The organism is Ochrobactrum sp. BTU1, assembly GCA_018798825.1.
Taxonomy (GTDB): domain Bacteria; phylum Pseudomonadota; class Alphaproteobacteria; order Rhizobiales; family Rhizobiaceae; genus Brucella.
In genome coordinates this window covers 959,463-983,452 of the sequence record CP076355.1, presented here as the reverse complement: position 1 = coordinate 983,452, position 23,990 = coordinate 959,463, and the positions used below count along the sequence as shown (strand labels likewise).

Sequence of the window (23,990 nt, the reverse complement as noted above, 5' to 3'; positions counted from 1 at the left end):
ACTCCGTTTACTTTACAGCCCCGAGTGCCAGACCTTTGATCAGGTAGCGCTGCAGCCATATGAAGAGGATTGCGACCGGCAAGGTGGCTACGAGAGTAGCGGCCATGACATAGTGCCATTCAACCGTGTAGCGGCCTGCAACCAGCGAGAAGACCTGGATAGGAAGGGTGTAACTTCCCTGACTGCGCAGCATGGTGAGTGCGACGACGAACTCGTTCCATGCATTGATGAATGTGAAAATCGCTGTAACGGCGATAGCAGGCAGACAGAGCGGCAAGAACACTTTCACCAGTGTCTTGAAACGGCCAGCGCCTTCCATCCATGAGGCTTCTTCGAGATCTTTCGGAATCGTGTCGAAATAGCTCTGCAGCATCCAGACTGTGAAGGCGATATTGAAGGCCATATAGATTGCGCCTACGGCTGTAACGCTTTCAATCAATCCATAAGCTGCAAGCAACCGGAAAAGTCCGAGCACCAGCACGATTGGCGAGATCATCTGCGAAACAAGCAGGAACTGGCGGAACGCGCCATGGCCTGCAAAATGGAAGCGCGACATGGCATAAGCTGCTGGGATCGACACAATAATTGCACCGATGGAAGCGATGACCGAAACGTAGAAAGAGTTGAGAAGAGCTGTACCGAAGCCGGTTCGCACCCACATTTCGGAGAAGTTTGCCCAGCGGAATTCACTCGGCCACCACGTTGGAGACAGAACCTCTTGCGGCGGTTTTACTGCTGTCAGGAACATGACGGCAAATGGAAACAGCGTCAGCACGATCAATGGCGCGAGGATGATCCATGCGATGAATGTACGTTTTACTTTTGATGCGGTCATGCCCGTTCGCTCCGCATGGATAGCCGGATGTATATGGCCGTGAAAACAAGCAGGATGGCGAGCATGATCAGCGATACCGCCGAGGCTTCACCGAGTTTTCCGAGCCGGAAAGCCAGCTTATAGAGGTGAGTTACGAGAATATCGGTGGAGTTCGCCGGTCCGCCCTGTGTCATCACCCAGATGATCGGGAAGGAGTTGAACACATAGATCGTGTTGAGCACGATTGCGATATTCACGAATGGCTTGAGCAGTGGCAGCGTGATTTCACGAAACTGTTGCCAGAGGCTTGCACCTTCAAGCGACGAAGCTTCGTAAAGGTCTTCCGGGATAGACGACAGGCCGCCAAGGAAGATCGTGGTTGTAAACGGCACAGTTACCAGAATGCCGACGAGAATTTGCATCGGAAATGCGGTTGCAGCACTGGCAAGCCACTGGATGTTACTGTCGATCAGTCCCAGATTGCGCAAAGCCGAATTGAGCATTCCGCTTTCGCCGTTCAGCGCCCAGCGCCAGACGATTGCTGTCATCGTGAGCGAAACCGCCCACGGCAACATGACGATAACGCGCGCAACGGAACGACCGTAAAAATCCATATTGAGGATGATCGCAACCGGTACGGACACAACAAGTGCGCCACCGACCACAGCCACGGTCCAGACGGCAGTCCGCCACAATGCATTGAGAAAATCGGGTGATGCGAACAGGGCGGTAAAGTTTGCACCATCGTTGAAATCGCGCAATTGGCCAAAACGGTTCACATCATGGGTGGCGATCTCAAAGAGATGCACAACCGGCCAGAAGATCACTACCGCAGCCAGCAGCAGGCTTGGCAGGATCAGAAAATAGGGCAGGGTGCGATTTTGCATCGGCCAAAAATTCCACGGAAGAAAAAGGAACCCGGCAACAAAACAGCGCAAACTGTTTTAAGCTGACCTGTTGCCGGGTTGATGGGATTACTTCTTCAGGATTGCATCTGCCTTGGAGGCAGCTTCCTTCAGAACGGCTTCCGGTTCGCCTTGACCCAAATAGATACTCTGCATCGCATTTGATGTGATGTCGGCGATTTCTTCCCAGCCCGGAATGATCGGTGCAAAGCGCGCATCTGGAAGCAGAGCCGTGAAAGCAGCGAGATCGGCATTATTGACATAATAATCCATCTTCGCTTCCTCCTTATTTACAGGAAGAAAGCCCTCGCCCTGCGTGAACTTAGCACGCCATTCGGTCTGGAACAGGAAGTCGAGAACTTTCCAAGCCTCTTCCTTATTCTTGGAGTTCTGGAACAAGATGACAGAGTCTGTCACGCCATAGGTGCCGCGCGCGCCCGTTGGGCCGGCAGGGATTGCCGTCACTCCGTATTTCAGGTTTGGCGCTTCTTCCTTGATCTGGTTGGACAGGAACGGCGCAGTGATCATCATGCCGACCTTGCCCTGCTTGAAGAGGTTCTGAACATCTTCACGCGCATAGGAGGTAACGCCTGGCTGGGTGAGGCCCCCGTCGATCATCGATTTGTAAAGCTTTGCAGCTTCCAATGCGCCCGGTGTGCTCAGGCCTGAAGTTCCATCCTTGTTGAGGATTTCTGCACCCTGCGACCACATCGCATAATAGTAATAAACGTCGGTTTCGATTTCCTTGCCCTGAAGGCCGAAACCGTAATTTTCGCCGCCTAGCGCCTTGATTTTTTCAGCCGCAGCTTTGACTTCGTCCCAGTTTGCCGGAGGATTGGCGACCCCTGCTTTTTCAAGCAAATCCTTGTTGTAGTACATTGCACGCGCGGACGCTGCGATAGGAAGGCCATATGTTTTGCCTTCCAATACCGAAGGCGATAGGAACGTTTCGATGAAACGCCCTTTGAATGAATCGTCCATATAGCCGTCAAGCGGCTCGGCGATGCCCTGCTGAACGAAGTCGATCAGCCAGCGGGTGCCGATGATCGAAAGATCAGCATTGGTGCCTGCCGAGATATCGGTAGTCAGTTTCTGCAGAAGAACATCCCATGGCACAACCTCGAAATTGAGTGTGATGCCAGGATTTGCGGCTTCAAAAGCCTTCTTCACTTCTTCAAAATATGGGCCAGTCTTGGAGCTGTACTCCGCCACCGTCATACGCACTTCGCCAGCCTGTGCGGCTGAACCAATTGCCAGAATGCTCAACCCAGCCAAAAGGCCGGCCTTCCATTTATTAATAGACATTTTCCCGTTCCCTTGTTTGCCCATGCTTCATGTGAAGACGTCATAATTTTTGTTATTTTCTTACATTATCGGCAAATTTTGCGCTTTCAAGTAAAAAGTTTTGTTGCAAACTTACATTTTCACTTCTAGGCTAGTCAGAATAAGCAGGCGCGAAAAGTGCTGTATAAAGGGGAATGGAGTGGAGCATTCAGGCGAATTTGCCGGAAAATCCGTATTGATTACCGGCGCAGGCGGCGGCGTCGGCACAGCGCTCGTACAGCTATTTTCATCGCGTGGGGCGAGAATCATTGGCTGCGATACAAGCATTGACGTGATGCAGGCAGATGGTTTTGACAGTCGCCATGCATTTGATCTTCTGGACCGTAATGCGCTGGAAAATTCAGCAAATGACATTCTGGCTAGCGATGGCGTGCCGGATATCGTCATCAATAATGCTGGCTGGACGCGCTCGGAATCCTTCGAGGAGCTTGATCAGGCCGCCATCAACCGCGAAATCGATCTCAACCTGACCGGTGTCAGTGCAATTTCCACCGCAATCGCCAAGAAAATGGCGGCGCGGGGCCATGGCACATTCGTGTTCATCTCGTCCGTCAACGCGCTTTCACATTTCGGCAACCCCGCCTATGCAGCTGCAAAAGCAGGAATCAACGCCTTTGCGCGGGCGCTGGCAGTTGAATACGGGCAGAACGGCTTACGGGCCAATGTGGTTTGCCCCGGTTCAATTCATACGTCAGCCTGGGATCATCGCATAGCGAAAGACCCCGCCGTTTTTGACAAGCTCAAGCGACTTTATCCGCTTGGGCGAATTGTCAAAGTTAATGAGGTGGCAGAAGCGGTTGCCTTCCTCGCATCCGACAAAGCGTCGGGCATAACCGGCACAATATTGCCGGTCGATGCCGGACTTATGGCCGGCTGTCGTCCATTTATCGATGATATTCTTAACGGGAACTGAGTGATGAAAAATGTTTCCCTGCGTGGCATTACCAAATCTTTCGGACAGATGAATGTTCTTGATCGGGTTGATCTCGATATTGAGGATGGCGAGTTTCTAGTGCTCGTCGGCCCGTCTGGCTGTGGTAAATCCACGCTTCTGCGCATGGTCGCGGGGCTTGAGCCGATTTCGGGTGGTGATCTGATTATTGGCGGCCAGCGCGCCAATGATCTGCCGCCGCAAAAGCGCAACATCGCAATGGTGTTTCAGTCCTATGCGCTCTTTCCGCATATGACGGCACGCGAAAACATCGGCTTTGGTCCGCGTATTCGCGGCGAAGATGGTTCAACCACCGCAGCCAAAGTGGATAAGGCCGCGTCGATCCTCAATCTGCATTCCTATCTTGATCGTTATCCGCGCCAGCTTTCCGGCGGGCAGCGTCAGCGGGTCGCCATGGGACGTGCGATTGTGCGTGAGCCATCGGTTTTCCTTTTCGATGAGCCGCTTTCCAATCTCGATGCACAGCTGCGTGTTCAGATGCGTACCGAGATTAAGGCGCTGCATCATCGTCTGAAATCGACGGTCATCTATGTCACACACGATCAAATCGAAGCTATGACAATGGCGGACCGTATCGTTGTGATGAATCAAGGCAAGATTCAGCAGATTGGTGCGCCGCTCGATCTCTATGATCGTCCCGCTAACAAGTTTGTCGCAGGCTTTATCGGTTCTCCTTCCATGAGCTTTATTCCGGGTGAGCTGATCGAAGGTGGAAAATTCCGCACAAACGAGGGTGAAGAAATCGCCATACCCGGAAAATCTAATGCTGGGCGCAGCGTTGAATTGGGTGTGCGGCCTGAAAATTTCGTCATTGCGAGGGAAGCTGAGGGGTTGACGCTCTCTATTGAAGTAGTCGAGCCCACTGGGCCGGAAACTCATGTTTATGGAAAAATTGCGGGCGAGGCTGTGAGAGCCGTGTTCCGCGAACGTATTCACCTTGCACCGGGAGAGCGAGTCCTTGTAACGGCAAAGCCTGAACATATTCATCTCTTCGATAAGGAAAGCGGTTTGCCGCTATAAATCCCATATGAGTAAGGTTGCAGACATCATTACAAGGCTTCATGCCGCAGCACAGGACGGGTCAAAATCCGACCGACGACTGGCTGCATTGGTGTTGTCTGATCCTGACTATGCATCCAAGGCAGCAATCTCGGAAATTGCCGCACGTGCTGGGGTCAGCGAGCCAACTGTAACACGCTTCTGTCGCGCGTTGGGTTGCGACGGCGTTCGTGATTTCAAGTTTTTTCTCGCACAGGCGCTGGCAATTGGTGGCCAATATCTGACAGCTGAGGCGCCGGCCCGTGATATCCGTGAAGCCCGTATTGCTTCTGCCGTCGCCGATGCTGCGGTCGCTGCAATACATCGCGCAAGCGACAATCTCGATATGTCTGTTGTTATGAAGATCGCTGAGCGGATAATCAGCTCCGGGTCTGTGCTGTGCATAGGTTCTGGCGGGATTTCATCGATGATGGCGACGGAATTGCAGAACCGCCTGTTCCGGCTGGGCATTCCGGTGCTGGCTCAGGTGGATGGACAACTTCAGCGCATGTATGCAGCTGTTGCAACGCGGGAAACAACGGTCATCGCGTTTTCAGTCTCGGGTTATGCCCGATCCGTTGTCGAGGCGATACTGGTCGCGCGACAATATGGTGCTGAAACCATTGCTATCACAGCGCCGGGATCTGATTTGGCAAAGGCGGCAAACACGGTCATTCCGTTTCAGCCCAATGAAGATGGAAATCTCTATAAGCCGACATCTTCCCGGTTCGCACTTATGGCAATTCTTGACATGATTGCGACTGCCACGGCTGAAATTCATGGACCAAAAGTGCTTGAGAGCCTGCGACGCATCAAGCACAGTTTGAACACACTCAAGATTGATGATCCACGCTTGCCGCTGGGAGATTGAAGAATGACAAGGCCTACGACCGTTCGTGACATTGATACGCCTGCAATTCTGATTGATGTTAATCGGGTTCAAGCCAATATTGCCAAGGCGCAAGCTCACGCCGATGCTATCGGCGTAAAGCTCCGTCCGCATATCAAAACCCATAAACTGCCGTTCTTTGCAAGGCGGCAGCTTGAGGCTGGCGCAGTTGGAATCACGTGCCAGAAAATCGGCGAAGCCGAAGTTATGGCCGATGCTGGCATTGTCGATATCTTTCTGCCTTATAATATTTTGGGCAAGGAAAAGCTCGAGCGGCTTTATGCCCTTCATCAACGTATCACAATTTCGGTCACCGTCGATAATGCGACAAGCCTTGAGGGGTTGGCAAAGCGCTTTAACAATGAAGGGCGCGCGCTCAAAGTGCTGGTTGAGTGTGATACGGGCATGGGGCGCTGTGGCGTGCAAACACCTGAACAAGCGCTCGAACTTGCGCGCCAGATTGAGCAGAGCAAGGGCCTGAAGTTCGGTGGATTGATGACCTATCCGGCCGCTGGCAAGGCCGAGCAGGCTGAGCATTGGCTTCTGACAGCACGCAATCTTCTCGCAGAAAATGGCATTCAATGTGAGACGATATCAAGTGGTGGCACGCCCGATATGTGGCGTTCGCCGGCACAAAGCGTCATTACAGAATATCGACCGGGCACCTATATCTACTTCGACCGGCATCAGGTGGCAAAGGGTGCTGCGACGCTGGATGATTGTGCGTTTACCGTGCTGTCGACAATCGTTAGCCATCCAACTGAAGATCGTGCAATCATTGATGCCGGCTCCAAGTCACTTTCAAGCGATACGCTCGGACTGGCCGACTTTGGCGAGCTGGCCGGAAAACCGGAAGCCAGGGTAACGGGCCTCAGTGAGGAACATGGCACGCTCAAAGGTGATCTGGCTGGTTTGAAAATCGGCGACAAGGTTCGGGTCATCCCTGATCACGTCTGCGTCGTCACCAATCTTTTCGACGAAGTACACCTTATATCAGGTGACGATGTCATTGATATACTGCCGGTGGCAGCGCGTGGAAAACTAAAGTAATTAGGAGGATTATTTGGAAGGGGCCGTCAATCCATTCGTCGCGGACAAGGACCGCGAGCAAATCTGGGAAATGCTTGTGCGTCGCGATATCCAGGCTTTCGTCACTGAAAATTGGCAATTGGTCGCCGATGACTTTGACGAGCCTCGCTTTTTAGGCATCCATGCTCACGGTGAATCTGATCCCGATAAATGGGAGGCCGCATTCCCGACACTTACCGCTTACCGCGATGAATGGCTGCGTCAGGCAGCGGAAAGTGCCGCAACCGAATATGCCGAATCTCTTTCAGACGGAATTTTTCGTGCGACGCGACTCAACGTGATTGATATCAATGGCGATGTCGCTATTGCGCGCAAAAAATTTCATGGAACGATCGCAAAAGCAGATGGAACCCACGACGAATTAAACTGGCAAACACTTTATTTTTGCCGCCGCCATGACGATCGCTGGCGTATTACGGGCTTCGTTGGATATATGGTTAATCGCTAATTTCGGGCGGTTAACTCATTTCAAATTTGTGGGTGAGGATCGCTTGATCCCTGCCCATTTTTCTGGCAAATGACCCCAGATAAGTCATAAGTATAATCATACAAATTTACTGTAATTAACCTAATTTGTATTCTGAGAATACTAAATTGTCTCATGTCGCAGCTAACTGCATATTTGTCGCAGCTCGCTCGTGTACAAGCCTTTCCCCGGATTACTATTAATGACAGAACGGTTGATTAGTCCTCACAATTGGACCTGTCGATCAGCTCGTATATTTCGTCGTGCAACTCATCAAAAACAATTATGGGAACGGGTTGCGCCAAGATGAATCCGTCACTGTGGGTGGACATGTCGGGAAATGGCCTATATAAATACATCACACCGATCGCTAATCATTCTCAGCGGGTCATTCAAAGCCTGCAAGTTGCGCATGTCAAATTCGCGCATGAATGAAGAAATAATGATGTTAAAAAGGAGATTAAACCCGTCAGCACAGCGGGGTTAAACATAATGCATGGTATTTTATACAAGGAAGAAAGTATGAAGTCGCCTGCGAAGACCAAGATAAGCTTGAATAGAGTTTTTAAAGTCTTTGGCGATGATCCAGAGCGTGCAATGCAGGAATTGCATGCAGGCAAATCAAAAGCCCAGATTCACAGTGATCTTGGTGCTACAATCGGCGTAGATGATGCGACCTTCGACATTAAAGAAGGCGAAGTATTCGTCATCATGGGTCTATCTGGCTCAGGTAAATCGACGCTTCTGCGACTGCTCAATCGTCTGATAGAGCCAACGGCAGGTTCCATCGAAGTCGATGGCCGGGATATTGTTAAAATGTCGAAGCGCGAACTGATTGATCTTCGCCGCCGCGACATGAGCATGGTGTTTCAGTCCTTTGCTCTACTTCCCAACCGTACAGTCTTGAACAATGCTTCATTCGGTCTTGAAGTAGCGGGAATGGGTGAGGCCGAGCGCCACGAAAAAGCACTCAAAGCGTTAGCGGCTGTTGGGCTCGAACCATACGCCAACTCGATGCCTGATCAGCTATCCGGCGGCATGAAACAGCGCGTCGGTCTTGCAAGAGCACTTGCGAGCGAACCGACCATTTTGCTGATGGATGAGGCTTTCTCTGCACTTGATCCACTGATCCGTACCGAAATGCAGGATGAGCTAAAGCGTCTTCAGGCAGAACACAGCCGCACAATCATCTTCGTGAGCCATGATCTCGATGAAGCCATGCGAATTGGTGATCGTATCTGCATCATGCAGCACGGCAAGGTCGTTCAGGTTGGAACGCCGAACGAAATCGTCTCCGCGCCCGCCAACGATTATGTGCGCTCATTCTTCCGCAATGTTGATGTCTCACGCGTCTTCACAGCAGCAGATGTTGCGCGTGAGGACGAGTTGATCGTCTTCGATCCAACGCAATTGTCTTCGGCACTTGAACGTCTTGAAGCGAGCGGCAAGTCTTACGGTGTGTTGCTGGATGGAGATCACATTTACCGTGGCGTTGTTACACGAGATTTGCTCGCAAGTGGAAGCTTTAAGGCGGAGAGCGATCAGTTGGACGGTGCGGCTGCGATAAAGGCCGATGCTCCACTTTCCGGTCTTTTGGTGCGTGTGGCTGAAAGCCCTTGGCCTGTCCCTGTCACCGACCGGCATAACCGCTATCTCGGCGCTATCAGTAAATCGGCTTTGCTAGAGACTCTCGGCCGCGCGGGCTGATCCGCGCGCTCATATTTTCTCAGGCATTCGGGTTTGATCCCGTATTGGACACCCGTTTTGGACAATGTCCAGCCATAGGTAACTCGATCTGAAATGGACGGTAAACCATGGATCTGAATTTTAGTATCGGCGGATGGGCAGATGTAGTGGTGAACTACATTCTTGATCATTTTACGCCTGCGCTCGATATGATCGCAGCCACAATCGGTTTTGTGACCGATGGCATTCAAAATGCTCTTCTTGCAATTCCGCCTTTCGGTGGCATTGCTATTCTCACGCTGCTTGCGCTGTGGCGTGTGGGATGGAAATTCGCAATTTTCACAGTATTTGCTCTCGCTCTCATCATCCATATGGGATTGTGGAGCGGCACGATGGAGAGCCTGTCACTTGTGCTCGCCTCTACGATTATTGCCGTGGTTATTGGTATTCCCCTTGGTATCGCAATGGCGCGTAGCGATGCTGTGGCATCGGTGGTTCGTCCGGTGCTTGACTTGATGCAGACGATGCCAGCCTTCGTTTATCTCATTCCAGCAGCAATGTTTTTTGGCCTCGGCGCTGTGCCGGGCACGATTGCAACCGTCATCTTCGCCATGCCGCCTGTGGTGCGTCTCACCAATCTCGGTATCCGTCAGGTTCATGCTGAGTTTGTTGAAGCCGGTCTCGCTTTTGGCTGCACCTCGCGCCAGCTGCTGTTTAAGGTACAACTTCCCAACGCCATGCCATCCATCATGGCTGGAATGAACCAGACCATCATGCTGTCGCTTTCGATGGTGGTTATCGCATCGATGATTGGCGCAGGCGGCCTCGGCAATACGGTTTTGACCGGTATTCAACGTCTTGATGTCGGTAAGGGATTTGAAGGCGGACTCGCAGTGGTCATTCTGGCCGTTATCCTCGATCGTATCACACAGAGCTTCGGCAAAAGAAATTCCGGGGGCTTGTTGGGCTTCTTCAAAAGGCTGTCCTTTATGAAAAAGACGGCAGATGAGCCATCATCATCTGCGTTCCGCAAGCAGGAAGCATAAACAAATAAAACGGGAACGACAGTTAATCACAAAGGAGAAGCCATGTTGGGAAAGCTAACAAAGTTCGGTCTTGCAGCAGTAATAGCTGGAAGCTTGTCTGCCGGAGCTGCATTCGCGCAGGACGGAAAAACAGTGAAGATCGGCTGGGCTCCCTGGTCTGACGCAGAATTCGTCACCAAGCTCGCGGCCAAGCTGATTGAAGACAAACTTGGTCAGAAGGTTGAGCTGGTTCAGACCGACGTAGCACCGCTTTATCAAGGCGTAAGCCGTGGCGATATTGATGCAATGATGATGGCCTGGTTGCCTGAAACCCATGCTGATTATTACAAGCGTGTGGAAGACAAGGTTGAAAATCTTGGTCCGCTTTATGAAGGTGCAAAGCTTGGCTGGATTGTTCCGGACTATATCCCGGAAAGCGAGATCAGCTCGATTGAAGATCTGAAAAAGCCTGAAGTTCGTGAGAAACTGAAGGGGGAAATCCAAGGTATCGATCCGGGTGCAGGTCTGACCCGCCTGTCGGACGAAGCAATTAAAAAATACGGACTTGATTACAAGCTGAATATCTCGAGTGAAGCTGCAATGTTGACTACTGTTGATCGTGCAACGCGTTCGGATGGCTGGTTCGTCGCCACGTCTTGGAGCCCGCACTGGATGTTCGGCAAATATAAGCTGCGCTATATTGCGGATCCGCAAGGTGCCCTCGGTGGCGCTGAACACATCGATGCTTTGGCTCGTAAGGGCTTCAAGGAAGAAAACCCTAAGGTTGCGTCTCTCCTTGAGAAGATGAGCATTCCGATTGGCGAGTTGGAAGCTGCAATGTTTGATGCGCAGGAGACTTCCTACGAGAAGGCCGTTGACAAGTACATTGCAGACAATCCGGACCGAATTAAAGAATGGCTTGCTGAATAAGCTTGCTTTCAGATGAGCGTCTGAATTGCGTGTTTTGACGCGCATCTATTTCGGAAAACTGATCTGCAGTTTTTGGAATGGCTTCAACGTGAAAGAAAGCCCCGGAAAACCGGGGCTTTTGTTTCGCTGGGATTGGCCTCATTGTCCAAATGGAAAAGGAGCAGGCTCCTCCCCAAGAACCTGCTCCTTAATGCATCGCCCCCGCCAAGGGATGGTCGATGCTTGTCCAAATCAAATGCCGATTAGGATCGACTGATCGGGCTTACGAAAACTTTCAACAACTTTAACGCACGTTACTTCCGGGATGCAACCTAATTCTTTATTTCCCGACATCGTTTTTAATCTCGCCCATGATCGGATAATTTTAGCAGGGCTTCAAGCTAGGCCGCAGCCGCGCAGAAAAAGCGTTGAAACCTCTTTTTCTAAGCGATCAAGATCTAGTGGCTCGTCTTTACTGAGCGACATCATGCTACGCACCTGCGCTTCAAAATCTGCATAGTGCTGGGTGACTGCCCATATATGCATTTGAAAAAGCAGAGGATCGACTGGTTTAATCCGACCATCGTCTACCCATGATTGAATGAGCCTCACCGCATTATGGGTGGCAGCGACGTGCTTCTTCCAATGGCGGCTTAGATAGGGCGCGCCATTGGCAATTTCGGTAGTGAAAAGACGGGAAGCCTTCGGGTTTTTCTGGCTATATTGGAGCTTGGCCCGAATATATTGCCGGATAACTTTCGCGGGTTCTTCTTCGGTACTAGCCCCAAGGAAAATATCTTCCCACTCGTCGAGGATGAAGATGATGATATCCTCGTAGAGTTCTTCCTTGCTGGAGATATAGTAGTGGAGTTGAGGCTTGGTGAGACCCGCGCGCTGAGCGATACCCTGCGTGGACGCGCCCACCAGTCCTTTTTCTGCGAACTCATCAATTGCGGCTGTGCGAATAGCATCCTGAATGCGACGCCTGCGGCCAAGAACTTTGTCTCGGCTGGTCAGCTCATTATCGTCATTCTCGTTGTCGGTTGTCATATCCGCCAGCCATTATCTTCAAATCAGAGGCTTATTGGCCCAGTTGCTTCTTGATGTCGAGACCTGCGCCTTTGTTTACGAAGGCGTCGGTAGCAACCTTGGCCATCTCCAGCTCATCACCGCTTAAGATACCGGACTTACGAGCCAGTTCGTAGAATTCCTTAACGCGGTTCATATCGATGGCGCCGATACCCTTTTCCAGCGTGTCGCCACTGTCGATGAGCTTGAGGTCCTTAAGACGTGCAAGCTCTGCATCGAGCGTTTCCTTGCTCATATCAGCATTGTCTTTGAGGATCAGCTCATAAGCCTTGCTGTTGTCGCCATAGAGGAAATTGGTCCAGCCTTCGATGGAAGCGGTCACAAAACGCTGTACAAGGTCAGGGTTCTTTTCGATCAGTTCCTGACGCGTTTCGATGGTGTTTGCATAGGTGCTATAACCTTGATCTGCGAGCAGGAAGGTTGTGACTTTCGCGCCTTCTTTCTCAGCATAGATCGGTTCTGCTGTGGCGTAGGCCTGTTGCACAGTCTTCTTGTCGCCGAGGAACTGCGCCAGGCTATAGCCATAAGGGCGGAGCTGTTCGTCCTTGAAGCCAAAATCTTTCACCAACCATGGCCAGAATGAGAACTGACCATCCTTGGAAATCAGGATTGTCTGTGCATTGACGAGGTCTTTGAAGTCCTTGTATTCGCCTTCATGCGCCATTAGCGCCTGCGGGTCTTTCTGATAGAAAGCCGCAACAACCGTTGTTGGCACGTCATTGGCAACATTGTTGAACGACAAAAGCAGATTGCCGGTCAGCAGAAAGTCGAGACGACCAGCGGCGAGCATTGGGCGATTGTTGACCTGAGGTCCGCCCATTTCGATCTTCACATCGAGGCCATATTTCTCATAAGTGCCATCTGCAACAGCCTGATAAAAGCCACCGTGACCAGCCTGCGCCAGCCAGTTGGTGCCGAGCGTCACCTTATCGAGTGCATAGGCCATCTGCGCGGATAGGCCGATCGAGAAAGCGGCGACTGCCGCAAAGAGTGCTTTTTTCATTCGTTTCGTTCCCCTATTATCAGTTTGAAAGTGCCATGTCGGCTGTCCAGCCGCGGGTTTTTCCTGGATTTAGCAGGCCATATGGATCGGCCTGCTTCTTGAATTCGATCTGCGTGCTGTCGATTTCCTTCATGCCGCCGTCTTCGATCGTATAGGCGTGAGGATCGTAAATATCGCAGCCGTCAACCTGCTCCAGCTCCTCGATCAGGCGATACATCTCCTCACGGCCTTCAAAGCGCACAAGTGGTAGGGCAAAAATTTGAACTTCGCCTTCCAGACGCGCCATTTCATGATGCATATATTGCGTTTCACCGTAGCGTTCGATCTGGCGTGTAACCACATCGATGTCGAACGGACGCGGATAGGCAACCTGCAAATAGGTCCAGCCCGGCTCTGCCTTCAGCGCCTGAAGGGTGGTGTGGTTCCAGCCGCATTCGTATGCAGGCTGAAGACCGGCTTTGTGCAGCTCATCAAGGGTCATTGAGAAGGATACATTGCCGCCGAACTCAGTGGCCAATTGCTTGAAACGAGCCAGTTCTTCCGGTGCAATCATCGCAAAAACCGCATCTTTGTCGGATGGGAAAAGATCACCAAATTTAGTGTAGAAGCGAGCAAAGCGGCGGTCTACCGTCGTCAGCAGATAGCAATCTAGGTTTTCTTCCAGCGCCTTGAGGCAGAATTTCAGCGTTGCTTCATAACTATCGAAAAGCGCCGCAGTATGCACCCATTCGGTTGCTTTGGTGAGGCCGATTTCGAGCTCTAGAATAATGCCATTGGTGCCATAGGCATGCTGCACCTTATGGATGTCGCGGCCTGTCAGCTCAATGATTTTAGGCTCTGGCTCAACGGTTAGAACCTTGACCGAATAGACATTGCCATCGTCACGCAACATGCCGTGGCGCAGAGAACCGATGCCGCCCGAACCGCCTGAGAAAAAGCCGCCAATGGTGGCGATGCGGCGGGTCGACGGATACATCAACAGTTCCTGGCCCTTTTCGCGCACAGCATCGTCGAGGCGCGAAATACGTGCGCCGCCTTCAACGCGAACTTTACCCGGTTCGATTGCGATGATGCGGTCGATCTTTGTCATATCGAGAATGACACCGCCTTCGAGCGGAACGCACTGACCATAATTGCCGGTTCCGCCACCGCGAACAGTTATCGGAATGCGAAGCTTTGCTGCTGCTGCTGCAACGCGGCGCACTTCATCCTGATCTTTCGGGATGACGACGAGATCGCCCAAATAATGGCCGATGTCTTCAGTCAGGATCGGGCTATACCAGAAATAATCGCGGGACCGCAGTTCGACCTGCTTGGGGTCGTCATAAATGCGGATACCTTCGATATCGGCGCGAAAGGCGGCCCAGTCATAGACGCGCTGTGGTGCGGCAGAATTCATGGGGTTCTCCGATTTGTTTTTTTGCCATCGCGCCAGATGACGCGACGCGCCTGCGGACGGCTGATGAGGTCGTTGATATCTGTGGCGTCATGCCAGATAAAATTCGCATTCCCGCCTTCGTTCAGTGCCTGTACGCGGTCACTTCCGATGAAACGCGCGGACAGGGTGGTGATGCTGTCGAGCCATTCATCCGGCTCAAGGTGGCAGACCGGGGCTGCGAGGCGAAGAACCGAAAGCGGATCATAATCGCCATAGGGATAGAAAGCGTCGCACACGTTGTCGGAGCCAAGCATGGCGTCAATGCCTGCACGACGTGCTTCTTTCAATGGTGCTACACCGCGAAGACGCGGCGATTTTCCGCCTAGCCTGTCTTGCAGATAGAGATTGGATGTCGGCAGAGATACAAGCGCTGTTCCAGCTTCCGCAGCGGCATCAAGAATGCGGCTTAGTTCCTCGGGTGAACGCAGCGAAAGCGAACAGGCATGACCGCAAAGAACGCGGCGTCCCATATTGTGACGCTTGGTTGCAGCGACAATCAGCGAGAATCCATCAGCTTCCAATTCAAGCCCTTCATCGACGTGAAAGTCGAGCTTGAGACCATGCTGTACGGCAAGACGAAACATATGTTCGATTTTGGCGTCAAGATCAGCATTGCGATAGAAGAAAGCGCCAAGAACGCCGCCGTCTTTTGCCACGCGCTGGGCAATTGCAGCAGCGCTATCAAGCACGATATCGCCATGGATAAGCGCTGCAAGTTCAAAATCGATGCGGTCTTGCCATTCCTGACGCAGCTCGTTCAGCACCGGCCAGGCGGTCGGTACATCAGGTGTGGTCCAATCGACATGAGTTCGCATGGCACCAACGCCTTGCGCATAAGCTGCTTCAAGACCACGTGTGGCGCGGGCGTGAATATCGTCGGCGTTCCAGCTCTCACGGTCGATATTCATCAGATCAATCGCATCGAACAGACACTCAACTTTGGCGCTGCCACGCTCGGCAATGCGACCGATGGTGAATGTCTTGTCGAGATGCACATGCACATCAGCGAGAAGCGGTGTGATAAAGCCGCCGCCTTTTGCTTGCGAAGGCGTCAGTGAAGCAATGCGTCCGCTATCGGTGCTGATATCATAGTATCCGCTGCGACCTGCAATCACGACGCCTTTGAGTAAATCAGCGTTTCCAATCTTATCGTTCACGACGGATCTCGCTTTCATGCCAGCGTCCGAGCACAAGGCGCGACAGCCAGCTTGTGATCAGGAAAATCACAATACCAAGCAGCGAAACGAGGAACAGTGCAGCAAACATGCGCGGGATTTCATTGCGGAAGCTCGATTCCAGAATACGCGAGGCCAGGCCAGTGCTTTGGCCAGCACTGCCAGCAACAAATTCTGCCACCACAGCACCGATCAGCGAGAGCCCACCAGCGATCTTGAGCGCTGCCATGAAATAAGGCAGGGCGCTTGGTGCAAGCAGATAGCGCAGACGCTGCCACGGCGAGGCACGATAGAGCTTGAACAGATCGCGTAAATTATGATCGGCGCTACGCAGGCCGATAACCGTGTTTGACAGGATCGGGAAGAAGGCCACGATCCATGCGCAGATCAGCAGGGCTGAAAACGTATCGCGCACATAGATCAGGATCAGCGGTGCAATGGCAATGACCGGTGTTACCTGAAGAATGACGGCAAACGGAAAGAAGGCCATTTCAATCGGTCGGGACAGCGCGAAGATCATGCCAAGCAGAACGCCGCCGATAATCGCGCAGAGTAACGAAATCAGCGTGAGCTTGACCGTGAACCACATCGAAGTCATCAGCGATGGCCCGTCTTTAATTAGCGTTTCGCCGATGAGCGATGGAGCTGGGATCAAATAATGCGGTACATTATAATAGCGCACCAGACCTTCCCAAATGCCGAGTGCGATGATGATCGCAAGCGTTGGCATGATGATGCGCAAGTTGCGGTCTCTGCGGGCCAGGCGGTGTTGTTCGGAATTCAGAACAGGCGTTTGGTTTTGCATGATCCCTGTCCTTAATGGTCGATGTCTTGCGACGAAAGCGTTGCGGTGAGTGCATCGGAAACGCGCGCGCAATCCTTTGCGTAAGCTTCCGTGGTGCGGAAGTTTTCAGCGCGCGGATAGCTGCCTTCAATAGCAATATCGGCAACGACGCGTCCGGGGCGTGCGGCCATGACGATGACGCGGTTTGAGAGATAGACGGACTCATAAACGCTGTGCGTGACGAAGACCACGGTCAGGCCGTGTTCCTGCCATAGCCGCAAAACATCATTGTTGAGTTTGAAACGCGTCATTTCATCGAGCGCCGCAAAAGGCTCATCCATCAACAGCAGACGCGGACGCGTGACCAGTGCGCGGGCAATAGAAACGCGCATTTTCATGCCGCCCGAAAGTTCGCGCGGAAAGGCGTTGGCGAAGCGGGAGAGGCCGACCTGCGTCAGCACTTCTTCCACGCGCAGCGAGGCCTCCTTGCGCGAAATGCCAGAAAGACGGAGCGGCAAATAGACATTGTCGAAAACGCTGGCCCACGGCATCAAGGTAGGCTCCTGAAACACAAAGCCGATGTCCTGCGCACCAATGGGGCCTTTGCCCGGTGCATGGCCATTGACGTGAATGTTGCCTGCCGAAATGGATTCAAGGCCTGCAATCATGCGAAGTGCTGTACTCTTGCCGCAACCTGACGGGCCGAGGAAGCTTACGAACTGACCTTGTTCGATCTTGAGCGACATATCACTGACCGCAATGACGCCTGTTCCATATTGCTTATAGACGCCGTTGATATCGATCAGGGAAGATGGGGTTTGCGAGTTGGGGGCCACGCTCATCGTCCTTACCAGGCAGGTTGATTATCGAGCCACGAGAGTGGCGCTCGTTCGATCTCGGTCAGCACCTCGACCAGGCGCTCGGCAGCAAAGTCGATGGTCTTGCGGCCTTTTTTAGCGGTGGCAATCGATGCGTCGCCAGCAGCGCCGTGAGCGTTGATGTCCTGCACCTGCCATGCTGGCTTTGCGCCACCGCTCAGCGAAAGATGCTTGTAATCAGAAGCAAATGTTTCGGTTAGTGTGCGGAAATTCTGCGCCTTCGACATATCCACCAGATCCGGGTGGAATTCGAGCATGACAGAGGTTTCCATGTCGCCGGCATGAATGCCGTGCTTGAGATCGTGCTCGCTATAAACGCCTTCAGGCATTCCGAGGCCAAACCAGTTGACGCTGAAAACCATCATATTGTGTTTGATACGCAATTCGCGCGCCACAATGTCCATCACCGTGATCTGGCCGCCATGGCTGTTCAGCAGCGCCATTTTGCGAACGCCGCTTGCAGCAACGCAGGCGCCAATTTCACACCACATGCGAATGAGCGTTTCTGCCGAGAATGTCAGTGTGCCGGGATAAAGGCTGTGCTCGTTGCTTTTGCCGATAGCTTGCGTTGGCAGGAACAGCACTTTGCTTTCATCGGGAAGGAGGGCGATTGTTTCTTTCACCATACCGTCCACAATAGCTGCATCCACTGCCAGAGGCAGATGTGGTCCGTGCTGTTCGATCGCGCCAACGGGCAGAACTGCTACGATTTTATCGCGCTCCAGGCGGGAGAATGCCTCGCTCGTATATTCTGACCAATATCGTTTCAAGTGGAGGCTCCTGGCTGGCTGCTGGGGGTAGGCTGCGTGCTGAAGCAAAAAACTTACTAAACAATCTGACCGATCGGTCAAACTAAATGTTTAAAAAAATGAGGAGGCATGCAATTAAGGTGTGAATCCGTGACGAATTCGCCACGCGACCGCCTGTCTCATGATTATGATGCGCGGGAAAATTCCGGAGATCCTATGGAAAACAGATGCATTATTATTGGCGCTGGACATGCAGGTTCGCAGGCAGCAATCAGTCTGAGACAGGAAGGCTATTCGGGTGAGATCGTCCTTATCAATGATGAGCAGGATATTCCCTATCATAAGCCGCCGCTTTCCAAATCTTATCTGAAGGCACCCGAAGGCGGGATTCTTGTGCTGCGTCCGGAAAGCACCTATCGCGATAATAATATTGAGATGCTATTCGGGCACACAGTTGAGCATGTGTCTCTGACTGACAAGACAGTCACGCTTGATAATGGCGTGGTGCTAAACTGGTCGGAGCTGGTTTTTGCGACCGGTGCCCGCGCACGCATTCCTGACATGCGAGGTGTTGGTCTCGATGGCGTTTTCACGTTGCGCCGTTTGGGTGATGCGCGCCGCATTGCAGATATGATGCCACGCGTTGAAAACGTGGTGATAATCGGTGGCGGCTTTATAGGTCTTGAAATGGCGCATAGTGCAGTAGCACTTGGCAAAAAGACCGTTGTGATCGAAGCAGCTCCTCGCGTTCTGGGGCGTTCGGTTGCCACACTTATTTCGGCACATGTTGAAACACGCAGCCGGGCGTCGGATATTAGGCTTCTGACGGGCGTTGGCGTTGAGGCAATTGAAGGCGAAGGCGGCCGAGTGGCAGGTGTAAAAGCGGCCAATGGCACGTTTTTCCCAGCTGATATGGTGGTGCTGGGGACGGGCGCTGTCCCAAATGTCGAGCTAGCGATCGAAGCCGGACTTGTTGTCGATAATGGTATCGTGGTGAATGAGCATATGCGTGCGTCGAGTGAGCATGTTTATGCGATTGGCGACTGCGTGAGCTATGACCATTTCCATGCAGGTCGTCGCGTACGACTGGAATCGGTGCAGAATGCAACCGATCAGGCCAAGCATGTTGCGCGCTCGATTGTCGGGCGCGGTACTCCGTTTCGTGATGTGGCGTGGTTTTGGTCGGATCAGGGCGACATGAAGTTGCAGACCGCTGGGCTGTCGTTCGATGCCGACCGTCATATTCTGTCAGGCAACTTCGAAGATAATGCATTCTCCGTGTTTCATTTTGCGGGCGAAAAGTTGGTTGCGGTCGATTCCATCAACCGTCCGGCTGATCACATGATTGCCCGGCGGCTGCTTGCCGCAGGTATCCATCCCACCGAAGACGATGTTGCAGCGGGTGCTCCACGCCTCAAAGAATTGCTGGCATCTGCACCAAAAGCCTGAGGACATAAAATGACTGTTTTGAAACATTTGCTGCCAGCCAATATGGCTGCTCCCTTTGCCGCCTATAGTCATGGCGTGAAGGTGGGTGCGGGCGCCGAGTTGATATTCTGCTCCGGCCAGCTTGGCATTGCGCCAGATGGATCGGTGCCGGAAGAGGCAGGCGCGCAGGCGGAGCTTTGCTTTGAAAACATCGGTCGCATTCTGCGCGATGGCGGTATGGAACTTTCCGATGTTGTTCGTATCAACGCCTATGTGACGGATCGCGCTTATATGCGCCCCTATATGGATGTGCGCGATCGCCTGTTTCCGCTGCCTGCACCAGCTTCAACACTGATGATCGTCTCCGGCTTTACGCGGGAGGAATTCAAGGTCGAAATCGAGGTTGTGGCGGCTAAGTAGGCAGCGATTTCCCATCCGCTGATCAAGATAAAGCGTATCGCCTTTGCCGGAAAGGAGTGGTAGGGTTTTCCGATATCCTCCATTCTCTTCAGGCAAATTCATGTCAAATACTCAGACTTCGGCTTCGTTGCCGGAAACTTCGTCACGTTCGCCTGCGCGACTGGCGGAACTCGCACTCGCGATTGGCGGCTTCGGTATCGGAACAGGCGAATTTGCGATCATGGCACTTTTGCCGGATATCGCGCGCGATCTTCAGGTCGATATGCCCTCGGCGGGTCATCTGATTAGTTCTTATGCATTAGGCGTGTTGATCGGTGCGCCTGTGCTTGCCGTGATTGGTGCTAAGCTTGATCGCCGCAAATTGCTCTTTCTTTTCATGGGATTGTTCGCTTTCGGCAATCTGGCCAGTGCCTTCATGCAACACTACACTGGTCTTTATATCATGCGTTTTGTTGCGGGCTTTCCGCATGGCGCTTACTTTGGTGTTGCTTCACTGGTGGCTGCTTCCATGGCGGCGCCCGGAAAGCGTGCGCAAGCCGTTGGCCGCGTGATGATGGGGCTGACCGTTGCAACATTGTGCGGAACGCCTTTGGCGACATGGCTCGGACAAGTGGCCGGTTGGCGTGCAATGTTTGCAGCTGTTGGCCTGATCGCTATCCTCACGATGGTATTGGTTATGATATATGTGCCCAAGCAGCCTGCAGACGAAGGTGCTTCTCCGCTGCGTGAGCTTGGTGCCTTCCGTCGCAAGCAGGTCTGGCTGACGCTAGGAATAGGCGCGATTGGCACCGGCGGACTGTTCTCCGTCTTCACCTATGTGGCTGCTACCGTGACAGAAGTTTCGCATGTTGACGTGAAATGGATGCCACTTGTCTTTGCCACATTCGGGCTTGGTATGGTGCTTGGCAACATCGTCGGTTCAAAGCTGACTGACCGCACTGTGATGGGCACTGTTGGAATGGTGCTGCTCTACGACATGGCCGTCATGCTGGCATTTCCATTTTTGATGCAGCATCCGGCCACAGCATTTTTAAACATATTGCTGGTTGGCGGTGGCTTTGCGCTCGTTCCGGCATTGCAGACACGCCTTATGGATGTTGCGGCGGATGCGCAGACATTGGCAGCAGCGCTTAATCATTCAGCACTCAATCTTGCCAATGCGATTGGCGCGTCGCTGGGTGGTTTGGCGGTTGCATGGGGATTTGGCTGGACTTCAACCGGAACGGTCGGTGCGCTTCTGGCAGTTGCCGGTCTTGTCGTGTTTGCAATCTCTATCGCACTGGATCGTATGGGTCGCGAAAAGTCGGCGCTTGCGATACAGGAGGCTGCATAAAGCATTTTCAGGAAAAGTGCGAAACGGTTTTGCATAGGGTAATGCGTAAAAACAAATACTTACAGCGGTTCCAACGATTTAGTCTTAACAGGAGCCGTTGTTAAAAAAACAACACCCGCCGCGGGAGGAGCGGCGGGTGTCATTTAGGGTAAGACCGGCTTGGGAGGAGAAGTTCCGGTCTTGCGGTCACCGGGGGAATGGGAGGAAAACGCCCCGGAAAAAACCTTGGAAACTGTGAGGACCGCGCGGTTTAAAGGGTCGCGGTCCAGAAAAAGGCGGGTGCCTTTCGAGGCGCTATTAGCGAGCAGCTGCCTTGCGTGCAACGAACGGGATTTCCGAAGCAAGAATGCCAAGGTCGTTCAGTTCGCGTGGGCTCAGGCGGCTCAGTTCATTTACCGTGTTACGGTAGCGGCGCCAGTTGTTGTACGAGCGGATCAGGTTCATTTCTCTCACCTAGTAAAATCTTATCTCTCTGTGTTGCGAACAGCATATAGGCTCGATGATTTCGGAAGTGGAGAGACAGATTTGCATAGCTGCTGTGCAATTTAGCTTGTCGATTGCATGGCTTTTGCGCAGCTTGGTCATTTTATAATCACAATCATCATACCGACTGCCCAAATCACCAGTTTGAGCGCCTTTAATGGCCATAATCCTTAATGGATCGTAAACGTCCAGCGGTATTCACTAATATAAGAGGCTTCCTTAGAGGGTTCTTTTGTGCTTGCGGGAAAGATCGATTTTTGTCGCAAAAACCACGGGAATTGTCGTCTCGTGACAATAATTATACATGACACCAGAAGCGGTTTAAGCTAAGTGACTTATGTCGTGTGATGGAGCGTTGCGTTTTACGAGAATGTTCTGTCACTGTTTGTCTGCGGGAGAGAGCTGACGCAAGTTAGCCACCGAAGGGGAAATCGCCCGAAATCTCTCAGGTACAAGGAACCGCAGACGGGTAAGGCAACTCTGGAAAGTCGGGGGAAACCCTGCGCCGAAGGTGTAAGTATAGCATTATAGCTATGCGAGTCTCTCAGGCTTGAGACAGAGGGGCACGAAGCAACCGCATTTCGCGGAGGCATACGTGCGACTCTGGAGTTGTTATGGGCGATACCGCACACTTGAATACCCTGCCTTTGCAGGATCTGCATGAGGAAGCTGGCGCACGCTTTGGCGGTTTTGCTGGCTGGAACATGCCGATTACCTATCCGCTTGGCGTTATGAAGGAACATCTTCACACGCGCGAGCATGTCGGCCTTTTCGATATTTCTCATATGAAGCTGATTGAAGTTTCGGGAGCGGATGCAATCGCACTTTTGAGCGAAACCTGTCCGCTTGATCCTTCAGTTCTGAAAACCGGCCAGTCGAAATATACTTTCTTTCTCAATGACCAAGGCGGCGTTCTTGATGATCTGATTGTCACGCGCCTTGGCGAAGACCGTTTCATGGTCGTTGCCAATGCGGGCAACGCCGATGCCGATATTGAGCACCTCAATGAAGCAGCATCTGGCAAGGATGCGTCGGTAAATCCACTGGACCGCGTTTTCTTGGCCATTCAGGGGCCGGAAGCTGAAAGCGTCATTACCGATGCGGGTCTTAAAGGTGCAGAGCTCGGCTTTATGAGCGGCTTTGAACCTAATCCCAACTGGTTTATGACCCGTTCGGGCTATACCGGCGAAGATGGTTTTGAAATTGGGTTGCCTGCCGATGAGGCGCGCATGCTTGCAATCAAGCTTCTGGCCGACGAACGCGTCGAATGGATCGGTCTTGCTGCCCGCGATAGCCTGCGCCTTGAAGCGGGTCTATGCCTGCACGGTCAGGATATTACGCCGGAAACCGATCCGGTCTCAGCCGGTCTCACATGGGCAATCACCAAGTCAGTGCGTGAAAAGGCTGCCTTCAATGGCGCCAAGGCCGTTCTGGATGCGATTGCCAAGGGTGCAACCGCCAAGCGCGTTGGCCTTAAGCCGGAAGGCCGGCAGCCAGTGCGTGGCGGCGCAGAACTTTTCGACGAATCCGGTTTTCAGATCGGCACCGTCACATCGGGCGGTTTTGGTCCGTCCGCAGGTTTCCCGGTTGCAATGGGTTATGTCGAGGCAAGCCTCGCAAGCCCAGGCACCCGCATTTTCGCAGAGGTCCGCGGCAACAAGGTTCCCGTTGATGTTCATGCACTTCCCTTCACACCGCATCGCTATCGCAAAGGATGATTTCCATGGCCAATATCCTGTTCACCGAAGATCATGAGTGGATCAGCGTCGAAGGTGGCGTTGCCACTGTCGGCATCACGATCCACGCACAGGAGCAGCTGGGCGACCTCGTATTCGTAGATCTGCCGGAAGTCGGTCGCACCGTTTCCAAGGGCGAAGGCATCGTCGTTGTTGAATCGGTCAAAGCCGCTTCCGACGTTTATGCTCCAGTCGATGGCGAAGTGGTTGAAGTTAACGACGCCGTTTCCAGCGATCCAGCTCTCATTAATCAGGCTGCAGAAGGCGAAGGCTGGCTGTTCAAGCTCAAGCTTTCCGATGAAAGCCAGCTTTCGGGACTTCTCGACAAGGCTGGTTACGACAAACTTGTAGGATAAA

At 52.6% G+C, this 23,990-nt stretch carries 24 protein-coding genes and 1 riboswitch; of the genes, 13 read left to right on the top strand and 11 right to left on the bottom strand.

Annotation, left to right across the window (positions count from 1 at the left end; genetic code table 11):
* Positions 1-7: 7 nt before the first annotated feature.
* From KMS41_15820 to KMS41_15810, 3 genes are all read right to left on the bottom strand, one after another.
* Entirely contained in the window at positions 8-835 is an 828-nt protein-coding gene (locus tag KMS41_15820) for a carbohydrate ABC transporter permease (protein QWK78981.1), read from the bottom strand.
* On the bottom strand, positions 832-1,701 hold the full coding sequence (locus KMS41_15815) for a sugar ABC transporter permease (protein ID QWK78980.1): 870 nt from the start codon (positions 1,699-1,701) through the stop codon (positions 832-834). Before KMS41_15815 ends, KMS41_15820 begins: the two co-directional genes overlap by 4 nt.
* 87 nt (positions 1,702-1,788) lie before the next feature.
* Positions 1,789-3,024, bottom strand: a complete 1,236-nt coding sequence (locus KMS41_15810; protein QWK78979.1) for a sugar ABC transporter substrate-binding protein — start codon at positions 3,022-3,024, stop codon at positions 1,789-1,791.
* Between the two features lie 178 nt (positions 3,025-3,202).
* Between KMS41_15810 and KMS41_15805 the strand changes: the two genes are divergently transcribed.
* From KMS41_15805 to KMS41_15770, 8 genes are all read left to right on the top strand, one after another.
* Positions 3,203-3,976 (top strand): SDR family oxidoreductase, encoded by a 774-nt coding sequence (locus KMS41_15805; GenBank protein ID QWK78978.1) that lies wholly within the window; start codon positions 3,203-3,205, stop codon positions 3,974-3,976.
* A gap of 3 nt (positions 3,977-3,979) precedes the next feature.
* On the top strand, positions 3,980-5,035 hold the full coding sequence (ugpC, locus tag KMS41_15800) for a sn-glycerol-3-phosphate ABC transporter ATP-binding protein UgpC (protein QWK78977.1): 1,056 nt from the start codon (positions 3,980-3,982) through the stop codon (positions 5,033-5,035).
* Positions 5,036-5,042: 7 nt separating this feature from the next.
* Positions 5,043-5,924 carry a MurR/RpiR family transcriptional regulator gene (locus tag KMS41_15795; GenBank protein QWK78976.1) on the top strand — a complete coding sequence of 294 codons (882 nt, stop codon included), beginning with the start codon at positions 5,043-5,045 and terminating at the stop codon, positions 5,922-5,924.
* 3 nt (positions 5,925-5,927) lie between these two features.
* Positions 5,928-6,992 (top strand): D-TA family PLP-dependent enzyme, encoded by a 1,065-nt coding sequence (locus KMS41_15790; GenBank protein ID QWK78975.1) that lies wholly within the window; start codon positions 5,928-5,930, stop codon positions 6,990-6,992.
* Between the two features lie 13 nt (positions 6,993-7,005).
* Positions 7,006-7,479, top strand: a complete 474-nt coding sequence (locus tag KMS41_15785; protein QWK78974.1) for a hypothetical protein — start codon at positions 7,006-7,008, stop codon at positions 7,477-7,479.
* Positions 7,480-8,019: 540 nt separating this feature from the next.
* The gene (gene proV / locus KMS41_15780) at positions 8,020-9,204 is read left to right on the top strand and encodes a glycine betaine/L-proline ABC transporter ATP-binding protein ProV (protein QWK78973.1); all 1,185 of its coding nucleotides are present in this window, start codon (positions 8,020-8,022) and stop codon (positions 9,202-9,204) included.
* A gap of 107 nt (positions 9,205-9,311) precedes the next feature.
* Positions 9,312-10,229 (top strand): proline/glycine betaine ABC transporter permease, encoded by a 918-nt coding sequence (locus KMS41_15775; GenBank protein ID QWK78972.1) that lies wholly within the window; start codon positions 9,312-9,314, stop codon positions 10,227-10,229.
* Between the two features lie 42 nt (positions 10,230-10,271).
* Entirely contained in the window at positions 10,272-11,138 is an 867-nt protein-coding gene (locus tag KMS41_15770; GenBank protein ID QWK78971.1) for a glycine betaine ABC transporter substrate-binding protein, read from the top strand.
* A gap of 375 nt (positions 11,139-11,513) precedes the next feature.
* Here the strand turns inward: KMS41_15770 and KMS41_15765 are convergent, their stop codons facing one another.
* Genes KMS41_15765 through KMS41_15735 form a run of 7 tightly spaced genes read right to left on the bottom strand, consistent with a single transcriptional unit; the run spans position 11,514 to position 18,254 of the window.
* On the bottom strand, positions 11,514-12,167 hold the full coding sequence (locus KMS41_15765) for a TetR family transcriptional regulator C-terminal domain-containing protein (protein ID QWK78970.1): 654 nt from the start codon (positions 12,165-12,167) through the stop codon (positions 11,514-11,516).
* A 31-nt stretch (positions 12,168-12,198) separates the two neighbouring features.
* Entirely contained in the window at positions 12,199-13,209 is a 1,011-nt protein-coding gene (locus KMS41_15760; protein QWK78969.1) for an ABC transporter substrate-binding protein, read from the bottom strand.
* Between the two features lie 19 nt (positions 13,210-13,228).
* Positions 13,229-14,608, bottom strand: coding sequence for an FAD-binding oxidoreductase (locus KMS41_15755; protein QWK78968.1), 1,380 nt, complete (start codon positions 14,606-14,608; stop codon positions 13,229-13,231).
* Positions 14,605-15,822, bottom strand: a complete 1,218-nt coding sequence (locus tag KMS41_15750) for an amidohydrolase family protein (protein QWK78967.1) — start codon at positions 15,820-15,822, stop codon at positions 14,605-14,607. Before KMS41_15750 ends, KMS41_15755 begins: the two co-directional genes overlap by 4 nt.
* A complete protein-coding gene (locus KMS41_15745) occupies positions 15,794-16,627 on the bottom strand; it encodes an ABC transporter permease (GenBank protein QWK78966.1) in 834 nt (277 codons plus the stop codon). The genes KMS41_15750 and KMS41_15745 overlap by 29 nt, the downstream gene beginning before the upstream one ends.
* Positions 16,628-16,638: 11 nt before the next feature.
* On the bottom strand, positions 16,639-17,448 hold the full coding sequence (locus tag KMS41_15740) for an ABC transporter ATP-binding protein (GenBank protein QWK78965.1): 810 nt from the start codon (positions 17,446-17,448) through the stop codon (positions 16,639-16,641).
* A gap of 5 nt (positions 17,449-17,453) precedes the next feature.
* Positions 17,454-18,254 carry a creatininase family protein gene (locus KMS41_15735; protein ID QWK78964.1) on the bottom strand — a complete coding sequence of 267 codons (801 nt, stop codon included), beginning with the start codon at positions 18,252-18,254 and terminating at the stop codon, positions 17,454-17,456.
* Positions 18,255-18,449: 195 nt separating this feature from the next.
* Between KMS41_15735 and KMS41_15730 the strand changes: the two genes are divergently transcribed.
* The 3 genes from KMS41_15730 (at position 18,450) to KMS41_15720 (ending at position 21,414) form a co-directional block, all read left to right on the top strand.
* Positions 18,450-19,682, top strand: coding sequence for an FAD-dependent oxidoreductase (locus KMS41_15730; protein QWK80279.1), 1,233 nt, complete (start codon positions 18,450-18,452; stop codon positions 19,680-19,682).
* A 9-nt stretch (positions 19,683-19,691) separates the two neighbouring features.
* Positions 19,692-20,081: a RidA family protein gene (locus KMS41_15725; protein ID QWK78963.1), complete on the top strand. Its 390-nt coding sequence runs from the start codon at positions 19,692-19,694 to the stop codon at positions 20,079-20,081.
* Between the two features lie 100 nt (positions 20,082-20,181).
* The gene (locus KMS41_15720) at positions 20,182-21,414 is read left to right on the top strand and encodes an MFS transporter (protein QWK78962.1); all 1,233 of its coding nucleotides are present in this window, start codon (positions 20,182-20,184) and stop codon (positions 21,412-21,414) included.
* Between the two features lie 297 nt (positions 21,415-21,711).
* Here the strand turns inward: KMS41_15720 and KMS41_15715 are convergent, their stop codons facing one another.
* A complete protein-coding gene (locus tag KMS41_15715) occupies positions 21,712-21,858 on the bottom strand; it encodes a DUF1127 domain-containing protein (protein ID QWK78961.1) in 147 nt (48 codons plus the stop codon).
* Positions 21,859-22,279: 421 nt separating this feature from the next.
* Positions 22,280-22,369: riboswitch (glycine riboswitch) on the top strand.
* A 142-nt stretch (positions 22,370-22,511) separates the two neighbouring features.
* Between KMS41_15715 and gcvT the strand changes: the two genes are divergently transcribed.
* Positions 22,512-23,615, top strand: a complete 1,104-nt coding sequence (gene gcvT, locus KMS41_15710) for a glycine cleavage system aminomethyltransferase GcvT (protein QWK78960.1) — start codon at positions 22,512-22,514, stop codon at positions 23,613-23,615.
* Positions 23,616-23,620: 5 nt separating this feature from the next.
* Positions 23,621-23,989, top strand: coding sequence for a glycine cleavage system protein GcvH (gene gcvH, locus KMS41_15705; GenBank protein QWK78959.1), 369 nt, complete (start codon positions 23,621-23,623; stop codon positions 23,987-23,989).
* Position 23,990: the final 1 nt, after the last annotated feature.